The organism is Afifella marina DSM 2698 (assembly GCF_900102695.1).
In the GTDB taxonomy this organism is placed as follows: Bacteria; Pseudomonadota; Alphaproteobacteria; order Rhizobiales; family Afifellaceae; genus Afifella; species Afifella marina.
Map to the genome: position 1 here is coordinate 1 of NZ_FMVW01000014.1, position 21,154 is coordinate 21,154.

15 protein-coding genes are annotated in these 21,154 nt (G+C 62.7%); 7 read left to right on the forward strand and 8 right to left on the reverse strand.

Features of this window, described 5'->3' with window-relative positions:
- A partial coding sequence (locus BLP76_RS18000; RefSeq protein WP_139163776.1) for a transposase occupies positions 1–333 on the forward strand: 333 nt, incomplete at its 5' end.
- 12 nt (positions 334–345) lie between these two features.
- Here the strand turns inward: BLP76_RS18000 and BLP76_RS18005 are convergent.
- Together BLP76_RS18005 and BLP76_RS18010 are read right to left on the reverse strand one after the other, a co-directional pair.
- Positions 346–2,403, reverse strand: coding sequence for a TRAP transporter permease (locus BLP76_RS18005; protein ID WP_092816533.1), 2,058 nt, complete (start codon positions 2,401–2,403; stop codon positions 346–348).
- 85 nt (positions 2,404–2,488) lie between these two features.
- Entirely contained in the window at positions 2,489–3,505 is a 1,017-nt protein-coding gene (locus BLP76_RS18010; protein ID WP_092816535.1) for a TAXI family TRAP transporter solute-binding subunit, read from the reverse strand.
- Positions 3,506–3,712: 207 nt separating this feature from the next.
- On the opposite strand from BLP76_RS18010, the gene tenA reads away from it, so the two are divergent.
- Positions 3,713–4,378, forward strand: coding sequence for a thiaminase II (gene tenA, locus BLP76_RS18015; RefSeq protein ID WP_092816537.1), 666 nt, complete (start codon positions 3,713–3,715; stop codon positions 4,376–4,378).
- 190 nt (positions 4,379–4,568) lie between these two features.
- On the opposite strand, the gene BLP76_RS18020 is transcribed toward tenA, so the two are convergent.
- From BLP76_RS18020 to BLP76_RS18045, 6 genes are all read right to left on the reverse strand, one after another.
- Positions 4,569–5,513 carry a phosphatidate cytidylyltransferase gene (locus BLP76_RS18020; RefSeq protein ID WP_092816539.1) on the reverse strand — a complete coding sequence of 315 codons (945 nt, stop codon included), beginning with the start codon at positions 5,511–5,513 and terminating at the stop codon, positions 4,569–4,571.
- Positions 5,506–6,177 (reverse strand): lysophospholipid acyltransferase family protein, encoded by a 672-nt coding sequence (locus BLP76_RS18025; protein WP_244514668.1) that lies wholly within the window; start codon positions 6,175–6,177, stop codon positions 5,506–5,508. Before BLP76_RS18025 ends, BLP76_RS18020 begins: the two co-directional genes overlap by 8 nt.
- Positions 6,174–6,788 (reverse strand): CDP-alcohol phosphatidyltransferase family protein, encoded by a 615-nt coding sequence (locus tag BLP76_RS18030; protein WP_092816557.1) that lies wholly within the window; start codon positions 6,786–6,788, stop codon positions 6,174–6,176. Before BLP76_RS18030 ends, BLP76_RS18025 begins: the two co-directional genes overlap by 4 nt.
- A gap of 86 nt (positions 6,789–6,874) precedes the next feature.
- Positions 6,875–7,357 (reverse strand): DUF3429 domain-containing protein, encoded by a 483-nt coding sequence (locus tag BLP76_RS18035; RefSeq protein ID WP_092816543.1) that lies wholly within the window; start codon positions 7,355–7,357, stop codon positions 6,875–6,877.
- A gap of 102 nt (positions 7,358–7,459) precedes the next feature.
- Positions 7,460–8,266: a fructosamine kinase family protein gene (locus BLP76_RS18040; protein WP_092816545.1), complete on the reverse strand. Its 807-nt coding sequence runs from the start codon at positions 8,264–8,266 to the stop codon at positions 7,460–7,462.
- On the reverse strand, positions 8,263–8,766 hold the full coding sequence (locus BLP76_RS18045) for a low molecular weight protein-tyrosine-phosphatase (protein WP_092816547.1): 504 nt from the start codon (positions 8,764–8,766) through the stop codon (positions 8,263–8,265). Before BLP76_RS18045 ends, BLP76_RS18040 begins: the two co-directional genes overlap by 4 nt.
- Before the next feature lie 340 nt (positions 8,767–9,106).
- Between BLP76_RS18045 and BLP76_RS18050 the strand changes: the two genes are divergently transcribed.
- The 5 genes from BLP76_RS18050 to BLP76_RS18070 form a co-directional block, all read left to right on the forward strand.
- Positions 9,107–10,900 carry a DEAD/DEAH box helicase gene (locus tag BLP76_RS18050; RefSeq protein WP_092816549.1) on the forward strand — a complete coding sequence of 598 codons (1,794 nt, stop codon included), beginning with the start codon at positions 9,107–9,109 and terminating at the stop codon, positions 10,898–10,900.
- Positions 10,901–11,362: 462 nt separating this feature from the next.
- Positions 11,363–13,267 carry a GmrSD restriction endonuclease domain-containing protein gene (locus tag BLP76_RS18055; protein ID WP_092816551.1) on the forward strand — a complete coding sequence of 635 codons (1,905 nt, stop codon included), beginning with the start codon at positions 11,363–11,365 and terminating at the stop codon, positions 13,265–13,267.
- 157 nt (positions 13,268–13,424) lie between these two features.
- The gene (locus BLP76_RS18060; protein ID WP_092816553.1) at positions 13,425–19,370 is read left to right on the forward strand and encodes a DUF3320 domain-containing protein; all 5,946 of its coding nucleotides are present in this window, start codon (positions 13,425–13,427) and stop codon (positions 19,368–19,370) included.
- A 214-nt stretch (positions 19,371–19,584) separates the two neighbouring features.
- Positions 19,585–20,292 (forward strand): SAM-dependent methyltransferase, encoded by a 708-nt coding sequence (locus tag BLP76_RS18065; protein ID WP_092816555.1) that lies wholly within the window; start codon positions 19,585–19,587, stop codon positions 20,290–20,292.
- 566 nt (positions 20,293–20,858) lie between these two features.
- Positions 20,859–21,154 (forward strand): hypothetical protein (locus tag BLP76_RS18070; protein WP_139163777.1); only part of this gene is annotated, 296 nt, incomplete at its 3' end.

A 21,154-nucleotide genomic window follows, 5' to 3' on the forward strand; every position in this document is an offset into this window, starting at 1 on the left:
AACCGCGCCGCCTTCGACACCTACATCGAAACCCAACTCGCTCCGACGCTGAACAAGGGTGACGTTGTCATCCTCGACAATCTGGCAGTTCACAAGAGTGCCAGGGCAGCGGCGATCCTGAGAGAGAAAGGTGCCTGGTTCCTCTTCCTGCCGCCCTACAGCCCCGATCTCAACCCAATCGAGATGGCCTTCTCAAAGCTCAAGTCACTTTTAAGAAAAGCAGGCGCACGAGCCTTCGATGCCCTTTGGAAGGCAATCGGAGATGTCTGCGGTCTCTACCAAGCCGACGAATGCTGGAACTATCTGAAGGCCGCTGGATATGCGCCCAATTAAAAGTCCGATGCTCTAGGTTGACGCCTCACTCTCTGCGGTGCGCCGCGGCGGCACATGTTCAAAGCCGAAGAAGACTTGCCGCAGGAGCACGACGGCGAGGATGCCGAGCCCGATCGCCGTTGAGGTGAATTCCGGTGCCACCAAAAGAATGGCAGCGACGGCGAGTACCCACCGTTCGACGAGATAGAGCGGCCCCCACAGCCAGCCCGCAAAGGCCGCCGAGAGCGCCGTAATGCCGACCACCGTCCCGGTGAAAGCGAGCGCGAAGGCCTGCCAGGTGAAGCCGTCCGTCACCAGAAGCAGCGATGGCGAGAACACGAAAACGAAGGGCACCAGCGCCTTGCCCATGCCGAGCCGGAAGGCGGTATTGCCGGCCTTGAAGGGATTGGCATTGGCAATCCCCGCCCCGGCATAGGCGGCAAGCGCCACGGGTGGCGTGATGTCGGCCAAAACTCCGTAATAGAAGACGAAGAAATGCGCCACGATCGGCGCGATGCCGAGAAGCCCCAGAACCGGCGCAGCGACCGACACCATGATCAGATAGGTGGCCGTCGTCGGGATGCCGCAACCCATGACGATGCAGACGATCGCCGTCAGGATGAGGGTGATGAGGAGCGTCAGCGTCGAGACTTCCATCACACCGAAGGGGATGTAGGGGCCGATCATTTCCGCCCACTGCCCCGCGGTCGAGGTCACCATATAGGCGATCTTGAAAGACACACCGGTGAGCGTGACGACACCGATGATGATGCCGACGGTCGCAGCCGCAGCACCCACGGCTAGCGCGTATTTCGCGCCAAGCACGAAGGCGTCGACGACGTCCTGCACCTTGATGCGGTTCAGCGGATTGACGAGACCGATGACGATGCAGGCGGTGATGCCCCAGAAGGCCGCGAGATAGGGTGTGAAGCCCTGCAGAAGGATGCCGATCAGAAGAAAGAGCGGGATCAGCGTCGGCCAGTCGCGCTTCAAGATGACCCCGACCTTCGGCAGCTCCTCTTTCGTCAGTCCGCGCAGGCCGAGACGCTTCGCCTCGAAATGCACCTGGCAGAGGACGCCGAAGAAATGCATTGCCGCCGGCACGATCGCCGCGGTGATGATGGTCGTATAGGAGACGCCCAGAAACTCGATCATCAGAAAAGCCGCGGCGCCCATGACCGGCGGCGTGATCTGTCCGCCCGTCGAGGAGGCTGCTTCCACGGCTGCCGCGAAATGGCGCTGATAGCCGATGCGGATCATCGCCGGGATCGTCAGCGCACCGGTCGTCACCGTGTTGGCGATAGAGGATCCTGAGATCGAGCCCAGAAGAGCGGACGAGAAGACGGAGACCTTGGCCGGGCCGCCGGAGAAGCGTCCCGCAAAGGCCGAGGCGAAGTCGATGAAGAGGCGCCCGAGGCCGATGCGTGTCGCCAAGACGCCAAAGAGCACGAAGTGGAAGACATACGTCGCCACGACGCCGACCGGCAGGCCGTAGATGCCCTGGCTCGTCAGATAGAGGTGGTTGACGAGCGTCTTCCAGTCGCTGCCCGGATGCACAAGAACGCCCGGCGCGCTTTGCCCGAAAATCGCATAGGCCATGACGATGATGGCGATGACCGGCAAGGGCCAACCCATCGATCGGCGCGTCGCCTCCAGGAGGACGACGATCATGATCGTGCCCATAACGACGTCGATCGGCAGGGGATTGCCGACGCGGAAGGCGAGATCGTTGAAGATCCACGGGACGTAGAGCGAGGCTACGGCCGCCGCGAGGGCGAACAGCCAGTCGTAGATCGGCAGACCGAGCGGGCGCCAAACGCTCGATGGATAGAGGGTGTCCTGGCCCTTCTTGGTCGCAGCGAAAACGATGAAGATCAGCGACAGGACGAAGGCGAGATGGACGCCGCGATGGTTGACCTCGCGCAGCAGACCGAACCCCGCCGTGTAATAGTGAAAGAGCGACAGGCAGAAGAGAAGCGTCGCGGCGACATATCCCGCGTAGCGCCCGAGCGGCCGAAAACGGACTTCCGGATCAAACCGCTCTTCGAGTTCCTTGACCGCAGCGGGGTCGATTTCTTTTTCTTCCTGCATCCGAACCTGTCGTCATCTGGGCCTTCAGGCCTTGCAAAATCGAACAGGCGGCGGAAAACCGCCGCCTGCATGATTCAAACCCGGCTTACTTGGAGACGCCGGCCTCGTCGTAGAACTTCTTGGCGCCCGGATGCAGCGGAATGCCCACGCCGTCGAGAGCCGTGTCGAGCGTGATCACCTTGCCCTTGGCATGACCGTTGTCGAGGAGCTTGCGGGTGTTGTCGTTCCACAAAGCCTTGGTGATCTCGTAGATCAGCTCTTCCGGCTGATCGGCGCTCGTCACCAATTGTGCACCCACAGAAAGCGTCTCCACGTCCTCGTCCTGCCCCTCATAGGTGCCGGCTGGGATCGTGTTCGCAGCGAAGAACTCGTAATCGGAGACAACGCTGTCGGCCTCATTGCCGGCGATCGGAACGACGGTGATGTCGGTGTTGGAGGCCAGTTCCACGATGGCACCGGCCGGGAAGCCCCCAACGAAGAAGAAGGCGTCCATGGCGCCGTCGCGCATGCGGTCGGCGGCCTGGTTCGGCTTCAGATAATCCGCCTCGATATCGTCTTCGCTCAAGCCCCAGGCGCCGAGGATCAGACGCGCATCGACGATGGTGCCGGAGCCCGGCTCGTCGAGCGAAACACGCTTGCCCTTCAGATCGGCAACCGACTTGATGCCGGAGGATTTGCTGGCGATGAGATGGATGCTCTCGGGATAGAGATTGGCGATCGCGCGGAGCTTCTCAACCTTACCCTTGCCCTCAAAGACGCCGGTGCCGGTCTGCGCCCAATAGGCGACATCCGACTGCGAAAAGCCGGCTTCCACACCCCCGGAGTTAATTGCATTGACGTTCGCAACGGAGCCGTTGGAAGCGATCGCCGTCGCCACCAGCCCCGGCACGCCGCAGCTGCCGCCTTCGTCGCAAGGACGCGAGCCCGGAGGATTGGAGATGGCATTGGCGATGAGACCGCCGATCGGGAAATACGTCCCGGACGTGCCGCCGGTGGCGATGCGGAAGAACTTTACGTCCTGCGCAAAGGAGGTCCCGGCAAGCGCCAGGCCGGCAACTGCGATCGCCGCCCCGATCAGCTTTCTGGATGGCATGAATGTCATCTTCTGTTCCCATGTTCGTGAACTGGCACGGGAGGCCCGAAGCCTCCCGCATGGGCGGCACCATAGCTGTCGGAACATGCCAAAGGAAACCAGATTGTGACGGAAATAGCGGCACATCCCCGTAAAGCTTAAGTCGAAAGAGCCCTTCGACAGGTAGACGCTTCCCTCTGTTCTGGCTACTTGCCGGGGAATGGGAAGGAGATCACGATGAGCACGTTTTCCGCAGCAGCCTGGGCGCGCAATGCCGGGCTATACGAGACAATCCGCAACATGCCGTTCAACACCGAGCTTGCCGCCGGGACGCTCTCTGAAGAGCGCTTCAAGCATTACATCACCCAGGACGCGCATTACCTGATCGGCTTCGGCAAGGGCCTCGCCATTGCCGCGGCCAAGGCACCCGATCCCGAGCGCATGGTGCAACTCGCCAATTCCGCTCAGGGGGCGATCGTGGTGGAACGGGCGCTGCACGGGACATTCTTTGCCGATTACGGCATCGCACCCGAGGTCTTCGAAGCGAGCCCGCTGTCGCCCGCATGCCATCATTACGTGTCGTTCATCACGGCGACCGCCTGGAGCGAGCCCTATGAGGTACTGCTGGCAGCGCTCCTGCCCTGTTTCTGGATCTATGCCGAGGTCGGCAACGACATCCTTGCCCGCGCCGCGTCGCCCAATCCTTATGCGGCCTGGATCGAAACCTATGCCGGTGAGGAGTTTCAGGACGCCGTCAAGACGATGATCGCCACCACCGACGAGGCCGTGGCCGAGGCGGCGCCTGCCGTTCGGGCCAAAGCGCATGACGCCTTCGACCGGGCGGTGCAGCTTGAATGGATGTTCTGGGATTCAGCCTACCGGCTCGAGACATGGCCGGTGTGAGCAGAGGCTTCAGCGAACGGCGTCCAACGAGCGCCTTTCGAAGGGCGTAGATCCTCGGAGACGACAAAAGCTCAAGCCGAATATCGAAAATCGCAACGGCGAGCGCACCGAGGTAGCTCGCCGTTGGCTTGACACGCTCGTTCTCGATCATAGCCTAGACCCTTCGCCCTAAGCCGAAAAACTGCTCCGGTCAGCTCACCGAGAAAAAGAACCGCGTCAAGTGGAAGAAGATCGGTGCGGCGAAGACGAGGGAGTCGATACGATCGAGCACGCCGCCATGGCCTTCGATCATCTGCCCCCAATCCTTCACGCCTCGGTCGCGCTTGATCGCCGACATCACGAGACCGCCGAAGAAGCCCATAATGGCGATCAACGCCGCCATGGCGAGCGCGACAAGCGGCGTGAACGGCGTCAGCCACCACAGCCCAGTGCCGAGAAGCGTCGCAAGCCCCACCCCGCCGATCAGCCCTTCCCAGGTCTTCGACGGAGACAAGTTCGGCGCGAGCTTGCGGCGTCCGAACAGCTTGCCGCACACATATTGAAGAACGTCGCTCGCCTGCACGACGATGATCAGGAAGGCGATCAGAAGCAGGTTGCCGCCCTCGAACCCCGGGATGTCGAGATTCAAGATCGCCGGTACGTGCGACAGGCAGAAAACGCAGATCATCAGCGCCCATTGCACCTGGGCGACACGTTCCATGTATCGCGTGGTCTCGGCACGGAACGCGGCGATGATCGGGAGTGCCAGGAAGGCATAGACCGGGATCAGAACCGAGTAGATGCCATACTGGTCGGCGAGGACGAGGGCGTATTGCGCAGGCAGAAAGATGAAGAAACTCGCAGCGAGCGCGTAATGATCGCCGCGCCGGGTCGGCGTCAGCGTCATGAATTCGCGCAACGCCGTAAACGAGGCGAAGGCGAAAAGAAGGACGACACCCGCCTTGCCGAACAGAAAGGCGAGAAGCATCAGCGCGACCAGCACCCACCACGCCTTGATGCGCGCGTTGAGATTGTCGATCACCGCATGCGGTTTTTGCCAGCTGATCGTCCGCTTCAGGATGAACCCGATGAGCGAGGCGACGGCCAGGATGGCAAAGACGCCGGCCGCCAGAATGAGGAGATTGGGCTCAGCCATCTTTCTGGGTCTCCCCGTTGGTCGGGGCGGTGGCCAATAGGGCCGCGCGGGCGCGTTCCAAAAATGCCTGCTTCTCCTCTCCCTCCCCCAGCTTGACCGGCGCACCGAAGGTTACGGTGCACAAGAGCGGAACCGGCACGATCTCGCCTTTCGGCAAGACACGGTTCAAATTGTCGATCCAGACTGGGACGCACTCGATCTCGGGGCGCTTCTCCGCAAGCCGGTAGATGCCGCTCTTGAACGGCAGGAGACGCTCATCGCCGGTGTTGCGGGTTCCTTCCGGAAACAGGATCAAGGATGCGCCGCCCGACAGCGCATCGGCCATCAGGGTGATCGGATCGGGCGTCTCTTCCGTGCGGTTGCGCTCGATGAGGACGGCGCGAAACACCTCTTCGGAGATATAGCGGCGCATACGGGTGGCGCGCCAATAATCGGCGGCCGCAACGGGGCGCGTCACGCGCCGCAATGCCGGCGGGAGCACCGACCACAGGAGAACGAAGTCGCCATGGCTCACATGATTGGCGTAATAGATGCGGCGATGGGTGGTGGGGTCGCAGCCGCGCCACTCCGCACGCACACCGGTTGCCACCCTTGCAGCAAGAATCAGCGCCGTCGTGGTCGCATCGACCATAAAACCCGATGCGGCGGGCGGAAAATCACTCATTCGCCTGCCCTTACCGGCATTTCGGCAAGTGCCGCGCGCACCCGTTTAACGATGGTGACGACGAGCAGGATCGCCACTGCCCACAGAGCGAGCGCGCTCCAATCCGGCAACGGCCAGCCGAAGCCGACCCATGCCCCGATGACGCCGAAAACGAGCGCCCGGTCGCTCTTGCCGAGCGGACCGTCATAGCGGCGGCTGGCACCCAGCGCCTGCGCCAGGACGCCGGCAAACTCCGTCAGGACGGCAAGGAGAACGACGAAGGCGACGAGCCCTGGACCAAAGGCCGGCAGGATCGCGAAGGGCGCGTAAAGGAACGCGTCCGAGACGACGTCACCGAGTTCGTTGAAAAAGGCACCGAGCCCGCTCTTCTGCCCATGCTCGCGCGCCAGCATGCCGTCGGCGGTATTGAAGGCCATCCTTAGCCCGAGCCACAGAGGAATGAGGAGGAAAAGCGGGCGCACTTCGGCCGCCATGACCAGAAGACCGACGAGAACGGAGATCGCGGCGGCAGCAAGCGTCACCTGGTTGGCCGTCACGCCTTTTTCGGCAAGACGGTCGACATATGGGCGCAGGCGAGCCTGGAAGGCCGGCTTGAGATCGTAGAGGGTCATGGGCGGGCCGGGAATCAACGCAGATTGCGGTCACAATGCCTGCCTCGACACAGTTTGCAAGCCGGCTCACGGCTTCGTCCCTCGCCTCAATCGGCCCACAGAACAAGAACCGCGAGACTTGCAACCGGCACGAGCATTTGGACGGGCCGCAGACGTTCGAAGAAGAGCGGCGCCTCCCCCCGCCTCGCGCTCATCGGATCGACGAGGGCGAGACTGACATAGCCTGCCAAAAGGAGCACCAACGCCCCCGATCCCGGCCCAAGGAGAAGCGAGAGAAGCCCAAGCCCAAAGAGCCAGAAGGTCATGACGAGCTGGGCCGCGCTCGGTCCGGCCGCGGTGCGGAAACTGAGGCCTCGGCGCACACCACCGAGGAAGATCAGAATAACGGCGCCCCAGATCGTCGTCAGTGACAGCGCGACCCGGGCCGCATCGTCCGGTAGCAGGAGGACGGCGAGCGCGCCGACGGCGATCGGCAGCATGGCACCGTAGCCGAGGAAAATGCTGAGACCCGGCGCTCTGGCCGGCTCGCTTATCTCAAGCCTGCGGCTGTCCTTTTCGTAAGTCGGCATAGCCAGGAAACTGAGGATTCCCTTGGCGGTTCCCGTTTGCAACACGGTGCGGCAGCCATGTCGCCGGCAGCGGGAGCACAACGTCTCGAGCAATGACGGTTTCTAGACGCCGAGCTGTTGGAGGAGGCCTTCGACCATCGGCCGATAACCACCACCGAAGAGGCGCAGATGCACAAGGGCCGGCCAGAGCTGATAGATCGTGAGCCTTTCCTCATAGCCCGGCTCAAGGGCGCCGTAAGCATCGTAAAAGGCGTCACCCGGACGGCCAAAGAGATTGAGCATCGCAAGGTCGACCTCGCAATGACCGAAATAGCAGGCCGGGTCGATCAGCCCGGAGACCCGGTTATCGGACACGACGATGTTTCCGCCCCACATATCGCCGTGCAGGAGTGCCGCGGCAGGTCGCGCGGGAATTCGGTTCGGAAGATCGGCGACAAGACGTTCGATGCGGCGGGCGAGCCTGCCGTCGATATGCGGCACGTTCACAAGGAGACGCTCGTCGCCCCAGAAGGCGATCCAATCCTCGGCACGATCATTGACGATCGCGACGGGACCAAAGGCGTAATCTTCACTCCAGCCATATTTGCCGTCGCGCCGCGCATGCAATGTCGCAAGCGCGATGCCGAGATCGGCCCAGGCATTTCTGAGACTGCCGCTGTCGGGCAGAACCTCCATGACGAGAGCGTGCTCGTCAGCCGCCAGAACCGCCGGCGCCGGGGCGCCGCTTTCGGAAATAGCGGCGAGCATCGCCGCTTCTGTGCGCGGGGAAGGACCGTTCTTGACGACAGCCTCGCGACCATCATCGAGCGTGATGTGTGCAAGTTGCGAGATGTCGCCGCCGTGCAGCACCGACTCAGAAACAAGAACACCGCCGAGAAGCTCCGCCCCGGCCTCAGCCAAGAGGCTCATACCCGCACCTTGAGATGCTGCGCCAAACCGCGAGCCCCGGCGCTCACATCGGACCACGTGGTCTCAAACCCTTCCTCCCCTCTGAAATAAGGATCGGCCACCGGCTCCCCCTCGCGGCCTTTCACATGGTCGAGAAGCAGGCTGAGCCTCGCGGTCGCGTCGGGCGGCGCAAGACGTTCAAGCGCGGCCAGATTTTCGCGATCGAGCGCGACGATATGGGTGAAGCGGTAGAAATCCTGGCGGGTCACGGTCCGCGCCCGGCAGGCCGTGACGTCAACGCCGTGGCGGCGTGCCACCGCCTGCGCCCGCGGATCGGGCGCTTCGCCGACATGCCAGTCGCCCATGCCGGCCGAATCGACGTCGACGTCGATACCCTGCGCTTCCGCCTCCTCACGGAAGGCGGCTTCGGCCAAGGGCGACCGGCAGATATTGCCGAGGCAGACGAAAAGCACCGACGGGCGCTCGGCCCCTTGCGATTGTAGGTGAGATCTGCGGCTCAACTCAGTCGCGTCCTATTTGCGCTTTTGGCACTCTGCATCGCACACCCGCTCACGCGTAAGATCCGCCCTTAGGTACAACATAAGTAAAATTACGCGTCCGGCACCAGAGGTATGCGCTTTTTAGCCGATCGTATGTGGCAGCCGTCCAGCATGTCTGAAGGAATTGCCCGGGCCCAAGAGTGCGAACAGCCTGGGTGAGTGACGCAGCCTCACCACACATCATTGGCTTGCCGGCAAATCCTTGATATGGAGCCAGCAACAGCCACGGCACCATGTCGCCGCTTTTCGGAGCCGCCGCGCATCTCCGCGCGGCCCGCATTCCGCCCAATTAGGATACCCAATGCCCTTGATCACGACGAGCGTGCCGCTCGCCGCCGCGCTTGAAAGCCGTGGCTATACCGACCTCACCGACGTGCAAACGGCCGTCCTTAAACCTGAAGCGGCCGACCGCGACCTGCTCGTTTCGGCGCAAACCGGATCCGGCAAGACCGTCGCCTATGGTCTCGCGCTCGCACCCACTCTCCTCGGCGAAGAGGAAAAACTGCCCGAAGCCGGTGAGCCGATGGCTCTGATCGTGGCACCGACGCGCGAACTCGCCATGCAGGTGACGAACGAGCTGACATGGCTCTTTGCCGAAACCGGCGCCCGCCTTGTGACACTGGTCGGAGGCATGGATCCGCGCGCCGAGCGCCGCAGGCTCGATCAGGGCGTCCACATCGTCGTCGGGACCCCTGGACGGCTGCGCGATCACCTCACGCGCGGCGCACTGCAGATCGGCAATCTGAAGGCCCTCGTCATCGACGAGGCCGACGAGATGCTCAATCTCGGCTTCCGCGAGGATCTGGAATTCCTGCTGCAGGCCACGCCGGCGTCCCGCCGCACGCTCCTGTTCTCGGCGACCCTGCCCCAGACCATCATGCAGCTCACGAAGCGCTACCAGAAGGATGCGCTGCGGATCGAGGTGGCGCGCGGCGAGGCAGGACATGCCGACATCGAATACCGCGCCGTCCGGATCGCACCGAACGAGACCGAGCACGCGATCGTCAACATTCTGCGCCGCGCCGAAGCGCCGAATGCCATCGTCTTCTGCAATACTCGCGAAAGTGTGCGCCATCTATCCTCCGGCCTGATCGAACGCGGCTTTGCGGCCGTCACTCTGTCCGGCGAACTCAGCCAGGCGGAGCGCAACCAGGCCATGCAGGCGCTGCGCGACGGCCGGGCGCGGGTGTGCGTCGCAACCGATGTCGCGGCGCGCGGGCTCGACCTGCCGAGCCTCGACCTCGTCGTGCATGCGGATTTGCCGAGCGACGCGGAAACCCTGCAGCACCGCTCGGGACGTACCGGCCGGGCAGGCCGCAAGGGTGTCTCTGTCCTGCTGGTGCCGATCTCGCGGCGCCGCAAGGCTGAGCGACTTCTAGCCGAAGCACGCATCGATGCGGCATGGTGCGCGGCTCCTTCCGCCGATGAAATCCGCGCGGCAGACGAAGAGCGCCTCCTCGCCGATCCGGCATTCAAGGAAGAGCCGAGCGAGGAGGATGCAGCGACCGCCGCCCGCTTGCTCGCCGCGTATTCGCCGGAGGTTCTGGCCGCAATGCTCGTCCGACAGTGGCGCTTAGAGCTGCCTGCGCCGGAAGACGTCTTCGACCCGAATTTCGGGCGCGACCCGGCCGCGGGAAGACCCGGTCGCGACCGCGACGACAGGGGTTCGTCCAAACATGCGCGCGGCGGTCCCTACGTCTGGTTCCGCATGGATGTCGGGCGGCGCAACAATGCCGACCCGAAATGGCTGCTCCCCCTTCTGTGCCGACGCGGTCAGATCACAAGGCAGGAGATCGGGGCCATCAAGATCTTCGATCGGGAGACAAAGTTCGAGATCGCCGAGAACGTCGCCGGACGCTTCGGCGAGACCGCAGCCCATAGCGAAGGCGACGACATCACCATCTCGCAATCCGAAGCGCCTGGCGGCCGCGGCGGACCAGGGGGCCCTAGAGGCCGAGGCAAACCGGCAGGCCGAAGCGGTCCCAGCGACGACCACAAGTCTTTCAAGGCGAAACGCAAAGCCTTCAAAGACAACGGCGACGCACCTCAGGGCAAACCGGCGAAGCGCCCGAAGCCGAAAAAAGCCAAAAGCTGATCAAGCGGCCACGGTTCAAATCAAGCGCCAAGATCACGATCGGACGAGGCAGGGACAGGATCGTGTCCGCTACGCGGTTGGCGCTTGCCCACGCCAAGATCGCATGTCCCGAGACACGGCATTCTTCTCAGCCGAGTCGTAAGCATCTTGTATATCTGCAGAACGAGACGCGGCGGCACGATTTCGCTAAGCGCTCGGCAAGGATGCGACGTATTGAACCAAGACCCTAGGGCTACGATCGACAACTCCCATCAACATAGGGACTTCGCGCAAATAAGCTTGGGTCGCATAGCACTTGAATATCCCGACCACATCTCGTCCGTCAGAGAGATTTAATTCTTTCTGGCCAATACGGACCCCGCCGAATGAAGCCGGCGCGACGAGGCAATGTCCTGCGCTGGCAAATCCTGGCGCATATATTCATTTTAGTGCGCGAGGTCGGTCAAAGAGGGGGACAGCGAAATGGCAGGCTCGACTTTCAAGACAAACCCTTACGACCTCGACAAGTTGCTCGAAGCTTGTCACGAGGGAACACTTCAGCTTCCGGATTTTCAGAGAAGCTGGGTGTGGGACGAAGATCGTATCAAAAGCCTGATTGCATCCGTCTCCCGCGCATTCCCGATCGGCGCCTTGATGACGCTGGAGACCGGCGGCGAGGTCGATTTCAGACCCCGGCCGATCGAGGGCGCTCCTCCCGAAGCTGGAAATAGCAAGCCGCGCTCCCTTCTCCTCGACGGACAACAGCGTATGACGTCGCTCTATCAAGTGACCTTGCGAGGTGAGGTCGTCGAGACCGTCACGCCGCGCAAGAAGCGCGTGAAGCGCTGGTTCTATATCGACATCCTCAAAGCCCTGGACCCGGCAAGTGATCGCGAAGACGCCATCATCGCCGTACCAGAAAACAAGATCATAACCACGGATTTCGGACGAGAAGTGGTTCTAGATCTCTCTACGACCGATAAAGAGTTCGAAGAGCTGATGTACCCTATATCCTCCGTCTTTGGCTGGGACGATTGGCAGCGTCAATTCATCGAACATTCCATGCGTAAGGGTGATTTCCAGGAGAAGTGGACCATCATCAGCGCTTTCAAGCAGGAGATCCTCGACAATTTCTCGAAATATCAGGTTCCCGTCATTGCTCTGGGCGCTGGAACGTCCAAGGAAGCCGTCTGTGTCGTCTTCGAGAAGGTGAATACCGGCGGCAAGCCGCTTGATGCCTTCGAGCTCGTCACGGCCATGTATGCCGCCGACGGACACGAGCTTCGAAAGGACTGGTACGGCAAGAACGGATCTGCCGGCCGACACCAGCGGCTAGTCGACACCCTTCGCCCAGCTGATACGGACCGAGGCATTCTGGCTGCCGTCGCCAATACCGACTTTCTGCAGGCCGTTTCGCTCTTCCATACCAAGGAGATGCGCCAGCAGGCGGCTGCAGCCGGCAAACAGGGACGTGAGTTGCCGGCGATCAACGGCAACCGGCAGGCGCTGCTCAATCTGCCTCTTCAAGCCTATCTGAAATATGAGAACAAGGTGGAGGCAGGCTTCGTGCAGGCAGCGAAATTCCTGCACATGCTGCATATCTACCGCGTCTTCGACCTCCCCTACCAGTCGCAGGTCGTGCCGCTCGCTTCGATCCTCGCAGAGATCGGTGATGGATGGCACCACGAGGCAATCCGGCAAAAGCTTGTCCAATGGTACTGGAACGGCGTCTTCGGCGAGCTTTACGGATCGACGACCGAGACTCGTATCGCCCGTGACTTCTCAGAAGTTCCGTCCTGGCTGCGCGGTGGCGAAGACTGGCCAACCACCATCCGGGACGCCACGTTCCGGGCCGAGCGACTCGAGACGATGCGTATGCGGCTCTCTGCCGCCTATAAGGGCGTCAATGCGCTCCTGATGAAGGAAGGCGCCCAGGATTTCCGTTCCGGCCAAACATTCGACCACACTGTGTTTTTCGGCGAGAACGTTGATATCCATCATATTTTCCCGCGGAAATGGTGCGACAATCGGAAAATAGACTATAGGATCTACGATTCCATCATCAACAAGACCCCGCTCAGCTATCGCACCAACCGGATCATCGGCGGCAGCGCCCCTTCCGAATATCTCGCCCGGCTCGAGGCGGGCGGTGACGGTGCACCCCCCATCGATCGTGACACGCTCGACGGCTTCCTCCGCTCGCATCTCATCAACCCGGAGCTTCTGCGCGCCGACGACTTCGAAGGCTTTATGCGCGATCGGCAGCAGCGCCTCCTCGCCCTGATCGAGAAGGCAACCGGCCAGGCCGTCTATCGGGGCGAAGAGCGGGAGGAAGGCTCAGACGCGGAGAACGACGAAGAAGAGGCACAGCAGGCCCAAGCCGCCTGACGGTTCCGGCAGAGATTGTGCCTGCATTGCTTCAAAACACTATGTTTGCGGGCATGTAACGTGCGTCCCGGCGGCTCCTTTCGTGCCGACCGATTATCTGGTCTATTGCCCACTTAAGTATTTCTCAGAATAAATATCTGGGCGGCGGAGTGAGGGAATGGAGCGGACGTCCGATATTGCAGGTGCTCCCCTTGGCGAGACGGGGAGCACAGAAATCGTCGTCTCGGCCGACATCTCGCCAAGCTTCACATACGCCTCTTATCAAAATTCGATTCCGGTTCTCCGATCCCTGCGATTGATAAACCAGGCGCCAGAGCCGATCGAAAACGCCGAATTGTCACTGTCGGCCTCGCCGCCCTTCGTTCGCCGCAAGACCTGGAAGATCGACCGGATCGCCGGACGAGACGAACTCACCGTCCTTGAACGCCGGGTGGACCTCGATGCCGATTACCTCGCCGGGTTGAACGAAGCCGAGCGCGGCGACATCACGCTCCGGCTGACACGAGGCGACGAGACGCTCGCAGAGCACATTTTTCCCGTGCGGCTGCTCGCCCGCGACGAATGGGGCGGCGTCACCGACATGGCGCAGATCCTTCCGGCTTTCGTCATGCCGAACGACGGCGCGATTTCGAAGGTGCTGCGCGCGGCAGCGGAAAGCCTCGCACGTCACGGCCACGATTCCGGCATGGACGGCTACCAGAGCGGCGGTCCGAAGCGGGCCTATATGCTGGCCGCCGCCATCTATTCGGCGGTGACGGGCCTTAGCCTCCATTACGCCCTGCCGCCGGCGAGTTTCGAACGGCGGGGCCAAAAAGTCCGTCGTCCGACGGCCGTGCTCGCGGAAGGTCTCGCCACCTGTCTCGACACGAGCCTCCTCTTCGCGGCAGCGCTCGAGGCGGCGGGCCTTCATCCGATCATCGTGCTGTTTGCCGACCATGCGACGACCGGCGTCTGGCTGCGGCCGCGGACGCTGCCGCACACGGTCGAAAACGACGCCAGCGAGATCAGAAAGGCGATCGCGGCACGCGAACTCTTGGTCTTCGAGACGACAGGCGTCACTCATCACCCCCCGATGATGTTCAATCAGGCGTGCCTTTCGGCTGGAGAGCGTCTCGCCGAAGAACACGAGCTGTCGTTCGTAGCCGCCGTCGACGTTACCCGCTCCCGCAGTAGCGGTGTCACTCCCCTTGCTTCGCATGAGCGGCTGACCGTGAAAGACGCCGCGGCAGAGGAACCGAGCGGCGAAGTCCCGCTACCCCCAGCACCCGACTTCGACGCCATGCCCGATGCCGTGGAAGAGAAGCCCGCCACGCCCGCCGGCCGCATCGACCGCTGGCAGCGGAAACTCCTCGACCTTTCGCTGCGCAACCGGCTCCTCAATTTCGTCGGATCGAAATCGACCGTGGCGTTCCTTTGCCCTGACCCAGCCTTCCTGGAGGATCGGCTCGCCGACGGAAAGGCGATCCGCATCATCTCGCTGCCGGAACAGAACCCGCTCGGCGAGCGGGATGCCGAGCTCTATCGCGAGATCCGGGGCAAGGACATCCAACGCGAATTCGCTCTCGACGCCTTGAACCGCGACGAGATCGCGTCTCCGCTCGAACCCCAGTCTTTGGAAGCCCGGCTGACAACGCTCTACCGGCAAGCGAAAAGCGATCTCGCGGAAGGCGGCGCGAACACGCTCTATATGGCCGTCGGCTTCCTTCGCTGGAAGAAGAAGCCCGAGGATGAGCGAACCTATCGCGCGCCCCTCCTCCTTATTCCGATCAAGCTTGAACGGCGCAGCGCCTCCTCGCAGTTCCGCCTGCTTCACCACGAGGACGATGTTCGGTTCAACGCCACCCTTTTGCAGTTCCTGGAGCGGGATTTCGATCTCAAAATCCCATCGCTCCAGGGCGAGCTTCCGACCGACGAGAGCGGTATCGACGTTCCCTTCGTTCTGGAACTCATGCGCAGGGCCGTGCGCGACGTGCCGGGCTTCGAGGTCGTCGACGAGACGGCGCTGGCCACCTTCTCCTTCGCCAAGTTCCTGATGTGGAAGGACCTCGTGGAGCGGACAGACTCCCTCCGCCAAAACAGGGTCGTCCGGCATCTCATCGATACGCCCGAGCAGCCATTTTCCGGCGACGGCACGGCCTTCCATCCGGAACGCGACGTCGACCGCGTCTTTGCCCCGGCCGACATCGTGACCCCGCTTCCCGCCGATTCCTCCCAATTGGTTGCAAGCATTGCCGCGGCCGAAGGCAAGGATTTCGTCCTCGTCGGGCCGCCGGGAACCGGCAAGAGCCAGACCATCGCCAACATGATCGCGAACTGCCTGGCAAAGAAGAAGACCGTGCTCTTCGTGGCGGAAAAGACGGCGGCTCTCGACGTGGTCTACCGGCGCCTGCGCGAGCACGGGCTCGCGCATCGGTGTCTGGAGCTGCACTCCAGCAATGCCGACCGGCGGCACTTTCTGAGCCAATTGCGCGATGCCTGGGAGAGCGGCAAGGCAGGGACTGCCTCAAAATGGATCGAGCTCAACGATCGCCTCCGGATCCGCCGTGATGAGCTCAATGCCTATGTCGACGCGCTCCACCTTGAGGCGACGAACGGGCTCACGCCCTACCTCGCGATGGGCCGCACGTTGCGCGGCAAAACGCGTTACGCGCCCGCTCTCCATTGGCCCTCGAAGGATGCGCATGATCGCGAGAGCCTGATCGAGCTCGAAGACCTGGCAGCAGAGCTCGGTCGCACATTCTCGGAAGTGGAATACCGACCTTCGCTCGCTTTCCTCGACATCGAGGAATGGTCGTCCGCATGGGAGGACAAAACGCTGGCGGCCGCTCGCATCTGCCGGGATGCGGCGGGCGATCTTTTGGACGCGCTTTGTCGGCTCCGGCACGAACTCGGCCTCGGCGCCGTCGCGGATGCGGATCGGGCATCGCTGGAAAGCTATGCGGAGTTTGCGCGCCACATCGGCAAGAGCGCCGAGGGCGATTACACGATCGCGCTCGACCGCGAATTCGAGCGGATCCAAGCCGCGATGGACGAACTGGAGCGCACCCTACAGAGCTATGTCTCAGATGAAGGCGCTCTCTCAGCAATCTTCGAGCGCGAGGAACTCGGCCGGATTCCGGTCGACGTCATCGAACAGGACTGGCGGCAGGCCAAGGCTTCGAACTGGCCGCTCTCGTGGTTGCGCCGGCGCAAATGCCGCAAGCTTTTGCAGACGTACGCACACTCCGGAAAAGTGGATCCGGAGAACGATCTGCCGCTGATCCGAAGGATGCAACGCTCCGCTGCGGCGATTGCCCAGAGCCCACTTGTCGTCGAAGGAAGCCATTTCGCGGGGCTCGACACGGACACCGCCAAATTGCGAGCGCATCTTGAGGCAGCCCGGCAGCTGCGCGGCGCCTTCCTCGGGCTTCTCAAAACCGTGGGCGAGGTGAAAACCGTCGTCGAGAGCGTCGCGCCCATCATCTACGGACGGCGCGAAGGCGACACACTGATCGCAGCCGCGGCGCGCTTTCTCGAAAGGCACGCAGACTTTCTCTCCGCGGAAACGGATTTTGGCGCGGCGGCAGGCCAAAGACCGAATGACCTCGAAGCGACGCCAAGCCTCGCTTTCATCTCGAAGGCGATGCGCGAGATCGAGGAGAGCCGTCCACTCCTGCGCAACTGGTCCTCGTGGTGCAACGTGCGCAACCGGGCCATCGCCCACGGCCTGCAACCATTCGTGGCGGATCTCGGAAAGGGCCTGATTGAGCCTCATGACATGCGAGACATCTTCCGCCTCGCCTATGCGAGGTGGTGGTTGCCGCTCGCTATCGACGACGACGCCACGCTGCGCAGTTTCCGGCGCTTCCAGCACGAGCATGCGATCGACGATTTCCGTGAGTTGGACGATCTCGTGTGCAAGGCTGCATCCGCGCGCGTCGTCAAAGCCGTCGAGCACCATCTGCCAGCAGCGCACACGGTCCCGCGCAAATCCGAGCTCGGGCATCTTCGGCATCAATTGGAGCTGAAGCGCCCGAGCCGCTCCATTCGCGAAATGATCGGCAAAATGCCCGAGAGCTTCGGACGGCTCGCCCCGTGTGTCCTCATGTCCCCCTTGTCGATCGCGCAATATCTGCCGCCGGACCAGGCCCTGTTCGATGTCGTCATTTTCGACGAGGCCTCGCAGATCACAACCTGGGACGCCGTCGGCGCGGTCGCACGTGGACGCCAGACGATCATCGTCGGCGATCCGAAACAGCTTCCTCCGACCAACTTTTTCGGGCGCAACGAGGCCGACGATGCGGATCTCGAAGAGTATGAGAAAGATCTGGAGAGCATCCTCGACGAAGCGAGAGCCTGCGGTCTGCCCATTCACGATCTGCGCTGGCATTATCGCAGCCGGCACGAATCCCTGATCGCCTTCTCCAACTGGAATTATTACCAGAACCGTCTCATCACCTTTCCTTCTCCCGTCACGGAGGATCGGGCCGTATCGTTCCGGCACGTCGCCGACGCCGTTTACGACCGCGGCAAGAGCCGCACGAACGAGAAGGAAGCCCGCGTGATCGCCAGAGAGGTCGCCGCACGCCTCAAAGACTGGCTGAGACTGCCGGAGAGCGCGCGGCCGACCATTGGCGTGATCACCTTCAACAGCCAGCAGCAGGCGCTCATCCTGGATTTTCTCGACGATGAGCGACGCGCAGACGACGAAATCGAATGGTTCTTCGCAGACGAGCGCGTCGAACCGGTGTTCGTGAAGAACCTGGAAAACGTCCAGGGCGACGAGCGCGACGTGATCTTGTTCTCCATCACCTTCTGCAAGGACGCAGCCGGCAAGCTCAGCGTCGATTTCGGCGCCATCAACCGCGAGGGCGGCGAGCGGCGACTGAACGTTGCCGTCACACGGGCACGCCAGGAACTCGTCGTGTTTGCCGGGATCACCGCCGACCAGATCGATCTCGGTCGCACCAAAGCCGCCGGCGTCCACCATCTCAAGGCGTTCCTGGATTATGCGCAAAGGGGCGCCGTGGCATTGCCCGCGGTGGAGACCGGGTCTCAGGGCGAACTTGAATCCCCCTTCGAACAGGAGGTCGCCGAGGAGCTGCGCAACCGCGGCTGGCATGTCGTGCCTCAGGTCGGGGTTTCGGGCTTCCGGGTCGACATCGCGGTGAAGCATCCGGAGCGCCCCGGCGCCTATCTCGCCGGCATCGAATGCGATGGCGCCACCTATCACCGCTCCGCCACGGCCCGCGACCGCGACAAGGTGCGCGAACAGGTTCTGCGTGGGCTCGGCTGGGAGATCATTCGCGTCTGGTCGACCGACTGGTGGTTCGATCGAACCGAAGCGGCCACCCGACTGCACGGCGCCCTTGAAGAGCTCGTTGCGCGGCAATCCGAACCCATCCCGGAACCTTCAGAGACGGCGCATTGGGAGATGGCCGAGACGGAGGACGCGATGCGAGAACCGCTTGTGGCGAGTTCCATATCGGTGATGACGCGGGAGCGGCCCGCTGACCTTTCCGACGCCGCAAGCGACGATGCCGACCGCTTTGCCGGAGGGACGACGCCGAAAGAGAGCCTGTTGGCAGGGCCTGAGGCGGTGCGAGAGACGGGCAAGCCCCTCTTCCATGTCGCAGACCTCTCCGGCTTTGATGCCGATCCGAACAAGTTCTTCGACTTCGACTACCGCCATGAGCTTCAGGCGATGGTCGACGCGGTCTTGGAGGCCGAAGGCCCGGTGCGCGAGGACGTGCTGATGCAGCGCATTGCGCGCGCGCATGGCTGGCTGCGGACCGGAAGGCGGATCCGGGAGCAGATCGCCAAGCATCTGAAGACCAGCGCCCGAACCGAAGAGAACGACGTGCCCTTCCTGTGGAAGAGCGAGATTGCGGACCGTGTGCCCTACCGAGCCCCCGCTGGGCCAGAACACCGCCGCGCCGTTCCCGAAATCTCTCTTGCGGAGCTCGCCGATCTCATCCTCGCGGATCCTGCGGTTTTTGCAGAGGCCGATCCGGCGCTCGCGCTATCCCGCACCATCGGCGTCGACAGGCTCTCCGCCTCATCGCGGACGCGGCTCGACAAGGCGTTGCAACATGCGCAGCGCCTCGACGCGGGCGCGCCGTAGGTCGAGCCCTGACGCGCCTCCCTCGGCGCCGAGACACCAGCCTGGGACGCGCAGCGGAGCTTTTCCGTCGCCGTCCCCGCCTGAGCTTACTCACGCCGACGGCAGATGTCCCGGGAGGCCGTCGATCCTGAATTCCGTCTTCATCTTTTCCGCGTCGAGGCCTATCCCGGTCTGTGCGACATAGGCACTCGCCCAGAATGAAGAGGCTCGACCGATGACATCTTCATCCCACGCCAAGTTCGATCCGGATCGAGCTCGCGAATATGGGGAACAGGCCCGCATCGCCCTTGCCGGCTACGACGCCTGCCACGAGCTTTGCGCCTGCATCCTGTCGGCCGCCCTCACCGGGCGCAAGGAGCGGCACGTGCTCGTCGTGGGAGCGGGTGGCACCGCCGGCGAGATCATCACCACCGCCCGGCTTGAACCGGGCTGGCGTTTTGTTGCGGTCGATCCGTCGAAGCCTATGCTCGCGCTGGCGCAATCAGAGGTCAATGCTGCGGGAATCGCAGATCGCGTCACATTCGTTCGTGAGGAGGTTTCCGCCCTCCCGCGCGAACCTCGATACGATGCCGCGTTCATGATCGGCGTGTTGCACCACATCCCTGAAAGCCGCGACAAGGCACGGTTGTTGGCCGACATCGCCTGCAGGCTCGTTGCGGGCGGGTCGCTCGTCCTTGCCGGAAATTGCAGGTCCTACGACAGCGAACCGCTTCTTCAGGCCGCCTGGGCAAACCGCTGGCATCTTCACGGCGCCTCCGAGGACGACGTCGAGACGAAGCTGGCGCGCATCAAGGCCGGCGCCGTGCCGCCCGAATCCGAGAAGGCCGTCGCCGCGCTTCTCGCCGAGGCCGGCTTCTCTCAACCCAAGAGTTTTTTCGCCAGCCTCTTCTGGGCCGCGTGGCATACACGCCGCGAAATCTAAGTCGTGGACCTATAAGCGGGTCGGACAGGGCGGCAGAAGAGCAGACGGTTTGCCCCGCCACGATCTGCGACGGATCGGAATGCGGATGAGCGTGGCACCTGAAAGCGGCGCCAGACCAGGCGGCACGCGAATCCCGAACCGCCAGTCACTGCCTCCTCGCAGGATCACGCCAGCCGAGACGCATCGTTCGTTCCCGACGCTTCGGCAGACGCCGAAATCCGAAATCGTGAACTTTTGAAGATTTATGAATAACTTAGGTGTGGCGGAGAGGAAGGGAACCTCCCCCAAAACATACCTAAGCCTTTGATCCAGATGCGGGATTTTTCGCGACTGGGTACATAAGTGGGTACACAAACGGGTACATTCTGTCAACAGAATGGGCGTTTTCGCTTTCGGCTCGGTCGGCTGAGAACGTCGTCGGCACCGCCTGTGCTTTCTCCGCCCCGTTCCGGCACACCGAGGCGCTGCGCGAACTCGGTCTCAAATCCGGCGAGGCTGCGACCTACATTCTCGTCGGGCGCAACGGGTCTGAGACGCTCGCCTATGTCGGCGAGACCGTCGATGTCATGAAGCGCCTCAGCTCCCACCGCCGCGACAAGGACAAGGCCTTTGCTGAGATGGTCTTCGTCGTCACCAGCCGGAGTGGTCTGAACTCCAAGGATCTGGCGCGGCACCGGCAGGCAAAATACGCGGCCCTCATCGCCGCTTCCGGCCGGGCAAAGCTCGTCGGCGCCCCTCCCGAGGCGGCCGAGCTTCCGCCCGTCTTTGCCGCCATCGCCGACCCGTTGGTGGATCTGGAACGGCAGCTTCTCTGGGATCTCGGCTGTCCGCTGCTTGAGCCCTCGCTGCGCCATCCGGCACT

What these genes read in the sequence shown, in the direction of transcription:
- BLP76_RS18010 (WP_092816535.1), bottom strand. Translation starts at nt 3,505, where the DNA reads ATGACATTCATGCCATCCAGAAAGCTGATCGGGGCGGCGATCGCAGTT.
- BLP76_RS18060 (WP_092816553.1), top strand. Translation starts at nt 13,425, where the DNA reads ATGGAGCGGACGTCCGATATTGCAGGTGCTCCCCTTGGCGAGACGGGG.
- tenA (WP_092816537.1), top strand. Translation starts at nt 3,713, where the DNA reads ATGAGCACGTTTTCCGCAGCAGCCTGGGCGCGCAATGCCGGGCTATAC.
- BLP76_RS18065 (WP_092816555.1), top strand. Translation starts at nt 19,585, where the DNA reads ATGACATCTTCATCCCACGCCAAGTTCGATCCGGATCGAGCTCGCGAA.
- BLP76_RS18005 (WP_092816533.1), bottom strand. Translation starts at nt 2,403, where the DNA reads ATGCAGGAAGAAAAAGAAATCGACCCCGCTGCGGTCAAGGAACTCGAA.
- BLP76_RS18055 (WP_092816551.1), top strand. Translation starts at nt 11,363, where the DNA reads ATGGCAGGCTCGACTTTCAAGACAAACCCTTACGACCTCGACAAGTTG.
- BLP76_RS18035 (WP_092816543.1), bottom strand. Translation starts at nt 7,357, where the DNA reads ATGCCGACTTACGAAAAGGACAGCCGCAGGCTTGAGATAAGCGAGCCG.
- BLP76_RS18040 (WP_092816545.1), bottom strand. Translation starts at nt 8,266, where the DNA reads ATGAGCCTCTTGGCTGAGGCCGGGGCGGAGCTTCTCGGCGGTGTTCTT.
- BLP76_RS18030 (WP_092816557.1), bottom strand. Translation starts at nt 6,788, where the DNA reads ATGACCCTCTACGATCTCAAGCCGGCCTTCCAGGCTCGCCTGCGCCCA.
- BLP76_RS18025 (WP_244514668.1), bottom strand. Translation starts at nt 6,177, where the DNA reads ATGAGTGATTTTCCGCCCGCCGCATCGGGTTTTATGGTCGATGCGACC.
- BLP76_RS18020 (WP_092816539.1), bottom strand. Translation starts at nt 5,513, where the DNA reads ATGGCTGAGCCCAATCTCCTCATTCTGGCGGCCGGCGTCTTTGCCATC.
- BLP76_RS18050 (WP_092816549.1), top strand. Translation starts at nt 9,107, where the DNA reads ATGCCCTTGATCACGACGAGCGTGCCGCTCGCCGCCGCGCTTGAAAGC.